The following is a 14,076-nucleotide window of genomic DNA, read 5'->3' as shown; positions in this document are numbered from 1 at the left end:
TCGCCGCGCCGTCCGAATGAGGAGACAGGCATGACGACAGGCTATTCCGGCACGCCGCTCGCGCGCAAGCTGGGCTTGAAGCCCGGCATGCGCATGTGGTTCGACGCCATACCCGAGACGGTCAGGGCGGAGATCACGTCCGAGGTCGAGGCGCTGGAAACGGTAGCCTCGCCCGAACAGGGCTTCGCCGCCGCGCACCTGTTCACCACCGAGCGCGCGGTGCTGGAACGCGAACTGGCGCGGCTGATGGCGGCCATGGACCGCGATGGCCTTATCTGGGTGAGCTGGCCGAAAAAGGCGGCAAAAGTGGATACCGACATCACCGAAGACGTTATTCGCAGCATCGCCCTGCCGATGGGTCTGGTTGACGTGAAGGTCTGCGCGGTCGATGCCATCTGGTCCGGCCTCAAACTGGTGATCCGCAAGGAATTGAGATGACACGCCTGATCCGCCTGGTTCTGGTCGCCGCGCTGGCGATGACGGCACTTGCTGTACGCCCTGCCCTGGCCTGGGGCGATTATGGCCATCGCACCATCGCGGCGATTGCCGAAGCCAATGTCTCGCCAAAGGTACGCGCGCGGATCAGGACGCTGCTCGCGCAGGAAAAGGAGCTGGCAACACCCGAATGCCCGCTCAAGACACTGGAAGATGCCAGCGTCTGGGCCGATTGCATCCGCCGCGACGACCTGCGCTGGGGGTACAGCGCGCCTTGGCATTATGTGAACATCGACATCTGCAAGCCGTTCGACATCAAGGCCAATTGCCCCAATGGCAGCTGCGTTCCGGCCCAGGTGATGCGCAACCAGAAGCTGCTGGCCGACCGCAAGCTGCCCGCGCACGCCCGGCTGGAGGCTCTGGCCTGGCTCACCCACACCATGGGCGACATGCACCAGCCGATGCACGCAGGCGATCGCGGCGATCTGGGCGGCAACCGGGTGAGCGCATCCTATGGGATTGTCGAGGGGCGGATGAACCTGCACCGGCTCTGGGACGGTCCGATTGCCGAGCGCGCGATCACGCAAGGCGCGCCAATGGTGCGCCGCTATACCGCGCCGGAGCGCAGCCCCTATCTCACCGGATCGGTCGAGGACTGGGCGCTCGAAACCTGGAGCATCGCGCGCGACACCGTCTATCCCACCGCGCAGCATGGCCCGGCATGCGGCCCTGCGATCCCGTCCGGCGGACGCGCGCGCCACGACGATGCGGATATCGAAACGCTGATCCCCGTGGTGCGCCAGCAGGTGCTGCGCGCGGGGTTGCGGCTCGCCGCGGAGCTTGAGCGCGCGCTCGGCTGACACGCAACAAAAGTCGTGTTCCCTAGCGGCGGATGACCGATTTATGACGCCGTTCAGATTATTGCAATCGATTGCAAAACAATGCATAGCTATACATGGGGTTTGACCGGTAGACACCGGCGCACCCCCACCCTAACAGATGACGCGCTGCGGCTGCGGTCACGAAAAAGGATAGGATTCAGTAATGGCGAATGCGCAATCCCGGACGCTCCTTCTCTTCGGCGCGACGGGGGACCTGTCCAAGCGCATGCTGCTCCCCTCCCTCTATGCGCTCCATTGTGACGGCCTGATCGCCGCCGATCTGCGCATCATGGGCACCGCGCGCAGCGAACTGGATGACGCGGGTTTTCGCGCGATGGCGGGCGAAGCGCTCTCGCAGTTCCTGCCCGAGGCGCGCAAGGACGATGCCAAGATCGCAAGCTTCCTCAACCAGCTGAGCTATCAGCCGCTCGATGCCTCGAAGATCGAAGGCTTTGCCGCGCTCGCCGACCGGCTGGGCGATATTTCCGGCGGGATGTCGATCTTCCTTTCGACCGCGCCTTTCCTGTTCACCCCGACCATCCAGGGGCTCAAGTCCGCCGGGCTGGCGGGTGAGATGGTGCGCATCGGCCTAGAAAAGCCGCTGGGCAACGATCTCGCCTCGTCCTGCGCGATCAACGATGCTGTCGCCCATGCCTTTCCCGAAGAGCGGACCTTCCGCATCGACCATTATCTCGGCAAGGAAACCGTGCAGAACCTGATGGCGCTGCGCTTTGCCAACATGATGTTCGAGCCGCTGTGGAACGCCAATGGCATCGAGCATATCCAGATCACCGTCTCCGAAACCGTTGGTCTCGAAGGCCGCCATGGCTTTTATGACGATACCGGCGCGCTGCGCGACATGGTGCAGAACCATATCCTGCAACTGGTCGCATTGACCGCGATGGAGCCCCCGGCCGAATTCGACGCGACCTCGATCCGCGACGAAAAGGTCAAGGTGTTGCGCTCGTTGCGCCCCGTCTCGCCTGCCGAAGTCGTGCGCGGCCAATATGGCGCGGGCGCGGTAGGTGGCTCGGCGGTAAACGGCTATGCCGACGATCTGGGCAAGCCGTCCGACACCGAGACCTTTGTCGCGATCAAGGCGCATGTCGACAACTGGCGCTGGCAGGGCGTGCCTTTCTATCTGCGCACCGGCAAGCGGCTCGCCGAACGGCGCAGCGAGATCGTCATCCAGTTCAAGCAGGTTCCGCACAACATTTTCGCCCAGCGTGGCGGCAAGCTGTCGGCCAACCGGCTGGTCATCCGCCTGCAGCCGGAAGAATATGTCCGCCTGCTGGTGATGGCCAAGGAGCCTGGGCTGGATCGCGGCGGCCTTGTCCTGCGCGAAGTGCCGCTCGACCTGTCGCTCACCGCCGCCTTCTCCAAGGCGCAGCGCCGTATCGCCTATGAGCGGTTGCTGCTCGATCTGGTCGATGGCGAACCCACGCTGTTCGTCCGCCGCGACGAGGTGGAGGCGCAGTGGCGCTGGGTCGATGCGATCCGCAAGACCTGGGCGGACAATGCCATCGAGCCGAAATCCTATGGTTCGGGAAGCTGGGGACCGAGCGCCGCCATTGCGCTGACCGAACGCGACGGGGTGAGCTGGAATGACTGACGCGCCCCTAGCCACCGCCGGCGCGCATTTTGCGCCTGACGCCTCGGTCGAGGCGATCGCCGCGTTCATCGCCGGAATGCTGGCAGGCGGCAAGCCGCGCGCGATCGCCGTCCCCGGTGGCAGCACGCCGGGACCGATCCTGGCGGCACTGGCCGAGCGCGGGGATGTCGCCTGGGGCGATGTCGCTGTCTGGCTGACCGATGACCGCTGCGTTCCGACCGATCATACCGCGAGCAATTTCGGCCTGCTCGAACGCTCGCTCGCCCCCACCGGCGCGGCGCTGGTGCCGCTGGAGCAGGGCGCGACGCCTCCGCCGTTCGATCTAATCTGGCTGGGCATGGGCGCGGACGGACATATCGCCTCGCTCTTCCCCAATACCGATCCGCAAGCCGATGGCGCGCTGGAGGTGGTGCGGCTGACGCCCGATCCGCTGCCGCCCGAAGCGCCGTTCGACAGGCTGTCGCTGACCCTGTCGGCGCTGGTGCGCGCGCGCCATATCATGTTGGTGCTGAAGGGCGCGGACAAGCGCAAGGTGCTGGACGACGCGCTGTCGGGCCATAGCGACCTGCCGATCGCCCGGCTGCTCAAGGCCGCGCAGGCACCGGTCACCATCTTCTGGAGCGAAACATGACCTCTCTTCACCCCGAGCTGGAACGGATCACGCAGCGGATCATCGAGCGCTCGCGTCCCGGTCGCCAGGCCTATCTCGATTTCATCGCGCGCGAACGCGACAAGGGCGTGAACCGCCCCACCCTGTCCTGTGGCAACCTGGCGCATGGCTTTGCCGCATCGGGCGAGGACAAGGCCGCCATCCGCGCCGGCAAGGCGATGAATATCGGCATCGTCACCGCCTATAACGACATGCTCTCGGCGCATCAGCCCTATGGCCGCTACCCCGAGCAGATCAAGATTTTCGCGCGCGAGGTCGGCGCCACCGCGCAGGTGGCAGGCGGCGTCCCCGCGATGTGTGACGGCGTCACGCAAGGCCAGCTCGGGATGGAGCTGTCGCTGTTCAGCCGCGATACCATCGCGCTCAGCAGTGCGGTGGCGATGAGCCATGGCATGTTCGAAGGCGCGCTGGTGCTGGGCATTTGCGACAAGATCGTGCCCGGCCAGTTCATCGCCGCCGCGCGCTTCGGCCATATCCCCACGATCTTCGTGCCCGCAGGCCCGATGCCGTCTGGCCTCGCCAACAAGGAAAAGCAGCGCGTCCGCCAGCTTTATGCCGAGGGCAAGGTGGGCCGCGAGGAACTGCTGGAGGCCGAGGCCGCGAGCTATCATGGCGCGGGCACCTGCACCTTCTATGGCACCGCCAATTCCAACCAGATGATGATGGAGATGATGGGGCTGCACGTGCCCGCGTCTGCCTTCATCAACCCCGGCACCAGGCTGCGCCAGGAACTGACCCGCGCTGCGACGCATCGCGTGACTGAGATCGGCTGGGATGGCGATGATTACCGCCCGTTCGGCCAGTGCGTCGACGAAAAGGCGATCATCAACGCGTGCATCGGCCTGCTCGCCACCGGCGGATCGACCAATCACGCGATCCACCTGCCCGCAATGGCGCGCGCCGCCGGCATCCATATCGACTGGCAGGACCTGAGCGAGCTGTCTGCGATCATCCCGCTGCTGGCACGCGTCTATCCCAATGGATCGGGCGACGTGAACCATTTCCACGCGGCGGGCGGCATCGGCTTCATCATCCGCGAGCTCGGCCAGAACGGCCTGCTGCACACCGACATCATGACCGTATCGGGCCAGTCGCTGCTCGATTATGCGGTGGAGCCGGTGCTCGACGACGCCGGTGCGCTCGGCTTTACCCCCGCGCCCGAGACGACCCGCGACGAGGCGATGCTGCGCCCGGTCGCTGAGGCCTTCCAGCCCGATGGCGGCATGCGGCTGGTCACCGGCAATCTGGGACGCGGGATCGTCAAGACCAGCGCCGTCGATCCGGCGCGCTGGATCATCGAGGCCCCCGCGCGCGTGTTCGACGATCAGGATGCGGTGATCGCCGCGTTCAAGGCGGGCGAGCTCGAACGCGACGTGGTCGTCGTCGTCCGCTTCCAGGGCCCGCGTGCCAACGGCATGCCCGAATTGCACAAGCTCACCCCCTCGCTCGGCGTGCTGCAGGACCGGGGATTCAAGGTCGCGCTTGTCACCGATGGCCGCATGTCGGGCGCATCGGGCAAGGTGCCCGCAGCGATCCATCTGTGGCCCGAGGCCTGCGACGGCGGCCCGCTGGCGCGCCTTCGCGATGGCGATGTCGTGCGACTGGATGCGGTTGCGGGGACGATCAGCGTGGCGGTGGCCAGCACCGACTGGGAATCGCGCCCGACCGCGAGCCAGCCCGCACAGCCTATGGGCACCGGGCGCGAGCTGTTCGCCCTGATGCGCGCGTCGAGCGACAACGCTGAGGCGGGTGCGTCGGCGATGCTGGCGATGGCGGGGTTGTGATCTCCTTGCCCACCCCGTCATTCCCGCGGACGCGGGAATCCCGCTTTTTTCGAACCTCCGGTGCAGAAGCGGGACCCCCGCCTGCGCGGGGGTGACAAGAGAGTGTTGAGCGAAACGCAATCAAAAGGTTGAACATGCAGATCGTCACCGCAGACATTGGCGGCACCCATGCGCGCTTTGCGCTTGCGACCATTGAGGACGGCCGCGTCACCCATCTGGGTGAACCAGTCACGCTGAAATGCGCTGAATATGCCAGCCTGCAGACCGCCTGGGAGGCGTTTGGGGAAGCGATCGGTCAGCCCCTGCCCTGCGCCGCAGCCATTGCGCTCGCCACCCCGATCCGGGGCGAGGTGCTGAAGATGACCAACAACCCCTGGGTCATCCGCCCGGCACTGGTGCGCGAGAAGCTGAATGTCGACGACTTCATCCTGATCAATGATTTCGGCGCGGTCGCGCACGCCGTGCAGCATTGCGGCGCCGACCATTATTCGCACCTGTGCGGCCCGGAGGGCGATCTGCCGAACAAGGGAGTCATCACCGTGATCGGCCCCGGCACGGGCCTGGGCGTCGCCTATGTCGTGCGCAGCGCGGACGGCTATCGCGCGGTTGAAACCGAGGGCGGGCATGTCGATTATTCGCCGCTCGATTCGATCGAGGACGCGATCCTCGCGCGGCTGCGCCGCCAGCACCGCCGCGTCTCGGTCGAGCGGGTCTGTTCCGGCCCCGGCCTCGCCGCGATCTACGAGACTTTGGCCAGCATCGAGGGCCGCGCCGTCGTCAGTATGGAAGACAAGGCCTTGTGGCAGCTCGCGCTGTCGGGTGAGGACAGCCTGGCTGCCGCCGCGTTCGACCGCTTCTGCCTGAGCCTTGGTGCAGCGGCAGGCGATTTTGCGCTGGCACAGGGCGCAGGCGCAGTGGTAATCGCCGGCGGCCTTGGTCAGCGGATTGCCGACCGTCTGCCGCAGTCCGGGTTCGAGGAGCGCTTCGTCGCCAAGGGCCGGTTCCAGCAGCTGATGGAGACGATCCCCGTCAAGCTGATCGATCATCCCCAGCCCGGCCTGTTCGGGGCCGCCGCCGCCTTTGCCCAGGAGAATGCCGCATGACTGATATCAACCCTTCTTCTGGCCCCGCAATCGAGACCATCATGCGGACCGCGCCGGTCATCCCGGTGATCGTCATCAACGATGTCGCCGATGCGGTGCCGATGGCCGAGGCGCTGGTCGCTGGCGGCCTGAAGGTGCTCGAAGTAACGCTGCGCACCCCTGCCGCGCTGGAGGCCATTGCCGCGATGAAGCAGGTCGAAGGCGCGATTGTCGGCGCGGGCACGGTGATCGACCCCAAGACACTCGATGCAGCGCTCAAGGCTGGCTCCGAATTCATTGTCTCGCCGGGCCTGACCGATAATCTTGGACGTGCAGCGATCGAGAGCGGCATCCCGTTCCTGCCCGGTATCGCCAATGCAGGCGACATCATGCGCGGGCTCGACATGGGCCTTACCCATTTCAAGTTCTTCCCCGCGATGGCCGCAGGCGGCATCCCCGCATTGAAGTCACTCGCCGCGCCCTTTGGCCAGTGCAAGTTCTGCCCGACGGGCGGCGTGACGCTCGAGACCGCAGGCAACTGGCTGGCGATCGATCCGGTACTCTGCGTCGGCGGCAGCTGGATGATCCCGGCGGGCCCGGTAGACCCTACTGCCATCCAGCGCAACGCCGCAGCGGCGCACGCGCTGGCTTGAACTAGACGAGCAGTTCCGCCGCCTTGCCATGGCCGAGGAAATCGGCCGGGCTGGCGGTGGCGCCATAGGCCCCGGCGCAGAACACCGCGACCAGATCGCCGACCTCAGCCTGTGGCAGATGCGCCTTGTCGGCCAGCCGGTCGAGCGGAGTGCACAGGCAACCGACGACATTGGCCTCTTCTGACGGCTCGGCATCGAAGCGGCTGGCGATGGCCACCGGATAGTTCCGCCGCACGACGGTGCCGAAATTGCCGCTCGCCGCGAGCTGATGGTGCAGCCCGCCATCGGTGACAAGATACAGCTCGCCATGGCTGGTCTTCCTGTCGACGATCCGGGTCAGATAGACGCCTGCCTCGCCCGCCAGCCAGCGGCCCAGCTCCATCGCGAAATGCGTGTCCTTGAGCGTATCGGGCAGCGCCGCAAAGCGCTCGCCCAGCGCAGCGCCGACCTTGGCAATGTCGACCGGGGTGTCGCCCGGGAAATAGGGGATGCCCATGCCTCCGCCGAGGTTCAGATGCTCGGGCACCGCGCCTGCCTCCTCGGCCAGTTGCGCGGCCAGATCGAGCGTCTTGCCCTGCGTCTCGATGATCGCATCGGCATCGAGCGCCTGCGATCCGGCGAAGATGTGAAAGCCGCGCCAGTGCGCGCCTTCGGCCAGAATGTGCCGGACGAGCGCAGGGACGCGCGCCTGGTCGATGCCGAAGGGCTTGGCCCCGCCGCCCATGCGCATGCCCGATCCGCGCAGATCGAAATCCGGATTGACCCTGACGGCAAGCCGCGGCTGCACGCCGATGCGTTGCCCGATCGCCAGCGCGCGATCGCATTCGCCTTCGGATTCAAGGTTGAGCGTCACGCCGTCCGCGATTGCCGCTTCCAGGTCGCGGTCACGCTTGCCGGGTCCGGCAAAGCTGATGCGCCGTGCGTCCATGCCCGCCGCCTGGGCCAGCACCAGCTCGCCTGCCGAGGCGATATCGATGCCATCGACCAGCGAGGCCATCAGCTTCAAAACCGGCGCGAAGGGATTGGCCTTCATCGCATAGTGGATCGCCAACCGATCGGGCATCGCCGCACGCAGCGAAGCGACGCGCGCGCGCAGCATGTCCGACGAATAGATGAAGCATGGGCTGTCGCCAGCGCGCTCGACCAGAGCGCTGGCCTTGATGCCCTGCACCGCTAGCTCGCCATCGATGCTCGAAAATCCAGCGGGTATCGGCCCCAAAGGCTTCATTTAAAACGTTCCTCGATTTCGGCGACCAGCAGCGCGCGGTCGATCTTGCCATTCGGGTTCTTGGGAAATGCGTCGCGCAATTCGATCAGCCTGGGCAGCATGAACGCCGGCAGGTCGCGCTTCATCGCGATCAGCAGATCGTCGGCCAGCTGTTCGGGCTGCGGCACGGCGGCGGGGCGGACGAGCAACAGGATGGCCTGGCCGAGCTGCGGATCGGGAATGCCCAGCGCCACCGCCTCTGCCGCCAGCCCGGTGGAGGTCGCCGCGTCTTCGATTTCCGCCGGGCTGATGCGGTTGCCCGAAGACTTGATCATCGCGTCGCGGCGTCCGACGAAATACATCAGGCCCTGTACGTCGCGCCTTACCCGGTCACCCGACCAGACGGCCATGCCGCCATAGGTCGAGAAGGCGGGCGCGGGCTTGTAGCGCTCGGCGGTGCGTTCGGCATCCTGCCAATAGCCCTGGGCAACCAGGGGACCTGCATGCACGAGCTCGCCCTCCTCGCCCGGTGCGGCATCCTGCCCCGCATCGTTGACCACCAGGATCTCGGCAAAGGGGATCGCCTTGCCGATGCTCGTCGGATTGCCGTCGATCAGTACGGGGTCGAGATAGGTCGAGCGGAAGGCTTCGGTCAGGCCATACATCGCGAAAATACGGGTCGCGGGGAATATCCCGCGCAGCTGTTTGACCAGCGCAGGGCTGAGCGCGCCGCCGCTATTGGTCAGCCGCCGCATCGTCGCGGTCGCCTCATCCGGCCATTCGATCTCGACCAGCTGCGTCCAGAGCGGCGGCACCGCAGCCAGCGTGGTGATGCCATGCCGGACGCAGGACTTCACCACATCGCGCGGCATCAGATAATCGAGCGGGATGGCGGTTCCCCCTGCGGCCCAGGTGGAGAGCAGCTGGTTCTGACCATAATCGAAGCTCAAGGGCAGCACGCACAAGGTCTTGTCGCTGGCATCGAGCCCGAGATAGCCCGCCACGCTGATCGCGCCGAGCCACATGTTCGCGTGGCTGAGCATCACGCCCTTGGGCTTGCCGGTCGAGCCCGAGGTGTAGAGGATCGCGGCGAGATCGTGGGGATCGTGCGCGGACGCCCCGAGGCTCGCTTCCCCCGCCTTCCAGGCCGCCATCGCGGCATCATCCTCTATCACCGTGCAATGGGGCGGCACATCTTCGGCCAGCAATGTCCCCGTGCGCGTCGGATTGGCGATCAGTAGCCTTGCCCCGCTATCGGCCAGGATATGCGCCACCTGCGCGCGCTTGAGCACCGGGTTGATCGGCACATGCACCATGCCCGCCCTTGCCGCTGCCAGCGGCATCAGGCAGGTGGTCTCGTTCTTGGGGAGCCAGGTCGCGACCCGGTCGCCATGCTCCAGCCCCAATGTGGTTAACCAATGGGCAAGCAATCCGATACGCAAGTTTAACGTGTCGTAGCTAAGGCTGCCTTCACGCAGTATCAGCGCGCTTGCGGAGCCTTCGCCCCGGAGAGCCAGATGATCGAGCGGCTGCGGAGTGGGATCGAGAGACATCACGAACGGTTTGGCTCATAGGAAAGACGCGGCATCATGGGGTTCATGACGTTGAATGATGAATATCATGATAACCTGAAGGCTGCGGCTGCGCACCGGCTTTCTGCACTCGACGATCCGGGCCGGGTCGGGCTGTTCGATCGCGCCTTGTGGTTCGATGGACTGCACCGGCATTGCCTGGCGGATCATGCGCCGCATATCGCCTATGCCGCCGATCATGGCGATGCGGTGAAGCTGCACCTGATCGACAATGGCCGCTCCGGCCTCGGGTCGATGGCCAACTGGTACAGCTTCATCTGGCGTCCGGTCTTTGGCGGAACGCCCGATGAACCGCGCCGGCGCGAACTGATGCAGGCGGCGGCAAAGAAGCTGTCCCGGGCCACGCACCGGCTGATCCTCTCCCCCGTGCCCGACGAATGCGGATCGGCCAGCCTGATCGAACAGACCTTCACGGCGATGGGCTGGACGGTGAAGCGCGAACAGTGCGACGAAAATCACGTGCTGCACCTGCATGGCCGCAGCTTTGCCGATTACTGGCAGGGGCGGCCCGGCCAGCTGCGCTCCACCGTCAAGCGCAAGGGCAACAAGGGCGTGGTGGACCTGCGCGTCGAGACACGGTTCGATGCGAAGGACTGGGACGACTACGAGGCCATATATGCGCGCAGCTGGAAGCCCGAAGAGGGCAATCCCGAATTCCTGCGCTGGCTCGCCCAGCGCGAGGCCGAAGCCGGGCGGCTGCGCATGGGGGTTGCCAGCATCGATGGCCAGGCGGTCGCCGCGCAATTCTGGACGGTGGAAAACGGCACCGCCTATATCCACAAGCTCGCGCATGACGAACGGCATATCCAGGCCTCGCCCGGCACGCTGCTGACGCACGCGCTGTTTGCCCATGTCATCGATACCGATCATGTCGATCTGGTCGATTTCGGCACCGGCAGCGATGCCTATAAGCGCGACTGGATGGAGGATGTCCGCCCCCGCTATCGGCTCGAACTGACCTGGCCCAGGTCGCCCAAGTCCTGGCCCTATCTGGCCAAGAGCCGCGTCGCAGGGCTTGCCGCCCGTTTTGCTAAGGATTAAGGCCGCCTGCACGCGGTCTGGGGGACGACCGCATGAGGCGACAAGCCAGTGAGGGATATGTGAGCGAGATTCAGACCAGCGGAGCAAGCGACGCGATCGAAACCGTGGTACGCCATGTGCTGCGCGACATTCTGGGCCTGTCCGAAGCGCAGGTCGCTGGTTTCGACCGCGATACCGAGCTGTTCGGCGCGCTGCCCGAGCTTGATTCCATGGCGGTCGCCGGGCTGCTGACCGAGATGGAAGACCGTCTGGGCATCCTGATCGAGGATGACGAGGTCGATGGCGAGCTGTTCGAGAATTTCGGCAATCTGGTCGATTTCGCGCGGGCCAAGGCAGCCGCGTGATCCGGGGCTATCGGTTCGACGGCAACGACGAACTGTGTCTGCAACACGGGCCTGACATCGGCGCCCGGCTGCTGATCCTGCCGCCGCTGTTCGATGAGGCCAACCGCGTGCGCCACCTGATGGTGGAGACCGCGCGGTCGCTGGCGGACCATGGCATCGCCAGCCTGATGCCCGACCTGCCCGGCTGCAACGAAAGCCCGGTTCCGATCGAAAACGCGAGCATCAGCCTGTGGCAGGCGGCGCTGATTGCGTGCGCCGAGCAACTGAGGCCCGTAACCCATATCGCATCGATCCGGGGCGGCGCATTGCTTGACGGCGCGCTCGGCGACCTTCCGCGCTGGCGACTGGCTCCGGTCAAGGGCGGGCAGCTGTTGCGCACGATGCTGCGCACGAAGATCGCGAGTGACCGCGAAGCGGGAATCACCAGCAGCAGCGAAGCACTGATGGAAAACGCGCGGACACAGGGCATCGAGCTGGCGGGCAATGCCCTCAGCCCCTGCATGATCCGCGAACTCGACGCTGCCGCGCCTTCCGAGAGCAGCGCTATCCGCCTCGCCCGCTTTGCCGACGATCCGCTCGAGGCCGAGGCGCGCATCGCGGGTGCACCGCTCTGGCTGCGCGCCGAACCCGCGCATGACCCCGCCATGGCCGCCTCGATCGCCGCCGATATTGCCGCATGGATGCGAGGATGAGGCAGCATTTCACCTTTGCGTGCGCGGGCGAGACGCTCGCCGCGACGCTCGACGGGTCAGACGGCACCACCGGACTGCTGATCGTCAGCGGCGGCAACGAAATCCGCTCGGGCGCGCATGCCGGGATGGCTGCGCTCGCCGCCGAGATCGCCGCTGCAGGACATCCGGTGCTGCGCTATGACCGGCGCGGCATCGGCGACAGCACCGGCGAAAACGCCGGTTTTGAATCCAGCGCCGACGACATCGCCGCTGCCGTCGCCGCATTCCGCGCGCGCTGCCCGCAGGTCACGCGGCTGGTGGCGTTCGGCAATTGCGATGCGGCAAGCGCGCTGGCGCTGTTTGGCCCGGCGGCGGGCGTGGACGCACTGATCCTCGCCAACATGTGGACCATCGAGGCCGAGGACGACGGCGCGGACGAGGCGGACGCCGCGAGCACGATGACCGCCAGCGCGATCCGCAGCCGCTATCTCGCCAAGCTGAAGGACCCGCGCGAACTCTGGCGGCTGGCGAGCGGCGGGGTCAACATCGGCAAGCTGGTACGCGGCCTCAGACAGGCCACTGCCAAGACCGAAGTCACCGGCCTGGTCGCCCGGCTGAGCGAAGCCCTCGCCACGCTCGACCGCCCCGCCACCCTGCTCGTCGCCGAACACGACCGCACCGCGATGTGGTTCCTCGAACACTGGACGAGCGACGCCTTCGCCCCGGCCCGCGCCAACCCGTATCTGTCGCTCCACCGCCTCGACAGCGGCTCGCACAGCTTCGCGACGGCGAGCGACAAGGCGTGGTTGCGGGCGCAGCTACTGGCGGCGCTCGGGTAAGAGCCCCCGCAACAAGGTTAGGCTTCCGAGTTCGCCCGCCACCGTCGTTCTGCAACTCGCTCCCCTCCCTGGCCAGGGAGGGGAACGCGCATTAGCGGAACGACGCGGCAGTTCTGGAGCTGCCGTCAATATGGCTGGCTTTCAGCAGGCGCCCCAAAAGCGGAAACAGCCAAGCCATAGTCATGCCATGCTTTGCGTTCATTCATGATTCCGCACGGGACCAGTCTTGTGCCGGTGGTCACGGGGGAGCTCACTTTATGCTGTGGCGTGCATCAATCCTGACGGTCACGCTGGCGCTCTGCCCCAGTCAAACTGCGGCAAAGCCATCCGATGCGCCACCGGCCGATCTGACTGTCCGTATGGGCGAGACTGTCGCAATGACCGTCAACGATCAGCCCGTGCGCTTTCGCCTGACACCGGATGCCGTGTCCGTTCCGACCGTGAATGCCGATGTCGCAGAGAAGATCGGGCTGAAGCCCAGCATGATCGGCTATGTGTATTTCATTGGATCGGTGAAGATTGCCTTGCGGACGGACAATGTGCGGTACCGGGCGGGAAACACCTCATTCAAAAGCCGCACGGCATTCAGTGATCGGCAAATGGTAAATGGTGCCGACGGCGTGGCAGGCCCCGCAACATTTCCGTTCCGGCGCACCATCTTTGTCTTGCGCCCCCCGCAGGCGGGCGATCGCGCGATTACCTTCCGACTCAACAAGGATATGGGCCTCAGCCAGACGGGCATGAAGATCGACGTCGGCGGTCGGCCAGTCTACGTCGCATTCAGTCTCGACCGGGCGGAAAGCGTGGTGACGGCAACCGGTGGGCAGTGGATCGCCGATGCGAATGGCGGGCGGTTCAATGGAGAAGCCCGTGAAGCGCCGATCCTTTACGAAATCTCGCGCCCCATCCGCCGCCTGGACCTCGATCGTCCGCTGATGCTGGGCGAGTTGCAGATCCGCAATCTTGCAGTTCGCGTTTCGGACATGGGCAACGCGGAAGGCATTCCGGATGGCGCCTTACCCGACCAGGATCTCGACGAGATCGTGGTCAAGGGCGACAGCAAGCGCAAGATCCCGAGCCAGCGGCTATATGTCGGGATGGATACGATCGGCCATTGCGCGTCGCTCACCTATGATTTCGAGGCTGGTACCGTCACCTTGATGTGCCCGAACCAGCCTTCAGCTGGGGCGATGGGCTGACGCACGAGCACGATTGCAGACCGGCAGCTAACCACTCGCTGCCGGTCATTCCACTGACTTGCCAAG

Annotated in this window: 14 protein-coding genes; 12 read left to right on the top strand and 2 right to left on the bottom strand. The window is 65.7% G+C overall.

The annotated features are described in order from the left end of the window. Nucleotides 1–30: 30 nt before the first annotated feature. From OU999_00825 to eda, 7 genes are all read left to right on the top strand, one after another. Nucleotides 31–438, top strand: a complete 408-nt coding sequence (locus tag OU999_00825; GenBank protein WAC23774.1) for a hypothetical protein — start codon at nt 31–33, stop codon at nt 436–438. Then, nucleotides 435–1,295, top strand: coding sequence for a S1/P1 nuclease (locus OU999_00820; GenBank protein WAC23773.1), 861 nt, complete (start codon nt 435–437; stop codon nt 1,293–1,295). Before OU999_00825 ends, OU999_00820 begins: the two co-directional genes overlap by 4 nt. Nucleotides 1,296–1,479: 184 nt before the next feature. Next, nucleotides 1,480–2,928, top strand: coding sequence for a glucose-6-phosphate dehydrogenase (zwf, locus tag OU999_00815; GenBank protein ID WAC23772.1), 1,449 nt, complete (start codon nt 1,480–1,482; stop codon nt 2,926–2,928). Further along, on the top strand, nt 2,921–3,559 hold the full coding sequence (locus tag OU999_00810) for a 6-phosphogluconolactonase (GenBank protein WAC23771.1): 639 nt from the start codon (nt 2,921–2,923) through the stop codon (nt 3,557–3,559). The genes zwf and OU999_00810 overlap by 8 nt, the downstream gene beginning before the upstream one ends. Next, complete coding sequence (gene edd, locus OU999_00805; GenBank protein ID WAC23770.1) at nt 3,556–5,382, top strand: phosphogluconate dehydratase; 1,827 nt, start codon at nt 3,556–3,558, stop codon at nt 5,380–5,382. The genes OU999_00810 and edd overlap by 4 nt, the downstream gene beginning before the upstream one ends. A 134-nt stretch (nt 5,383–5,516) precedes the next feature. Next, nucleotides 5,517–6,485 carry a glucokinase gene (gene glk, locus OU999_00800; protein ID WAC23769.1) on the top strand — a complete coding sequence of 323 codons (969 nt, stop codon included), beginning with the start codon at nt 5,517–5,519 and terminating at the stop codon, nt 6,483–6,485. Continuing rightward, nucleotides 6,482–7,117, top strand: coding sequence for a bifunctional 4-hydroxy-2-oxoglutarate aldolase/2-dehydro-3-deoxy-phosphogluconate aldolase (gene eda / locus OU999_00795; protein WAC23768.1), 636 nt, complete (start codon nt 6,482–6,484; stop codon nt 7,115–7,117). The genes glk and eda overlap by 4 nt, the downstream gene beginning before the upstream one ends. Nucleotide 7,118: 1 nt before the next feature. Here eda and OU999_00790 read toward each other — a convergent pair whose 3' ends face one another. Beyond that, complete coding sequence (locus OU999_00790) at nt 7,119–8,345, bottom strand: pyridoxal-dependent decarboxylase, exosortase A system-associated (GenBank protein ID WAC23767.1); 1,227 nt, start codon at nt 8,343–8,345, stop codon at nt 7,119–7,121. Then, a complete protein-coding gene (locus OU999_00785) occupies nt 8,342–9,877 on the bottom strand; it encodes an acyl-CoA ligase (AMP-forming), exosortase A system-associated (GenBank protein WAC23766.1) in 1,536 nt (511 codons plus the stop codon). Before OU999_00785 ends, OU999_00790 begins: the two co-directional genes overlap by 4 nt. 45 nt (nt 9,878–9,922) lie before the next feature. Here OU999_00785 and OU999_00780 point away from each other — a divergent pair, with 45 nt between their 5' ends. From OU999_00780 to OU999_00760, 5 genes are all read left to right on the top strand, one after another. Further along, entirely contained in the window at nt 9,923–10,957 is a 1,035-nt protein-coding gene (locus tag OU999_00780; GenBank protein WAC23765.1) for a GNAT family N-acetyltransferase, read from the top strand. Nucleotides 10,958–11,016: 59 nt separating this feature from the next. Then, nucleotides 11,017–11,301, top strand: coding sequence for a phosphopantetheine-binding protein (locus OU999_00775; protein WAC23764.1), 285 nt, complete (start codon nt 11,017–11,019; stop codon nt 11,299–11,301). After that, the gene (locus OU999_00770; protein ID WAC23763.1) at nt 11,298–11,993 is read left to right on the top strand and encodes a hypothetical protein; all 696 of its coding nucleotides are present in this window, start codon (nt 11,298–11,300) and stop codon (nt 11,991–11,993) included. Before OU999_00775 ends, OU999_00770 begins: the two co-directional genes overlap by 4 nt. Beyond that, a complete protein-coding gene (locus OU999_00765) occupies nt 11,990–12,811 on the top strand; it encodes a hydrolase 1, exosortase A system-associated (GenBank protein WAC23762.1) in 822 nt (273 codons plus the stop codon). The genes OU999_00770 and OU999_00765 overlap by 4 nt, the downstream gene beginning before the upstream one ends. Nucleotides 12,812–13,068: 257 nt before the next feature. Beyond that, the gene (locus OU999_00760) at nt 13,069–14,010 is read left to right on the top strand and encodes a hypothetical protein (protein ID WAC23761.1); all 942 of its coding nucleotides are present in this window, start codon (nt 13,069–13,071) and stop codon (nt 14,008–14,010) included. Nucleotides 14,011–14,076: the final 66 nt, after the last annotated feature.

Source organism: Blastomonas sp. SL216, from assembly GCA_026625625.1.
Lineage (GTDB): Bacteria > Pseudomonadota > Alphaproteobacteria > Sphingomonadales > Sphingomonadaceae > Blastomonas.
The sequence above is the reverse complement of the archived record's forward strand: the minus strand, read 5'-3'. Positions and strand labels throughout refer to the sequence as shown.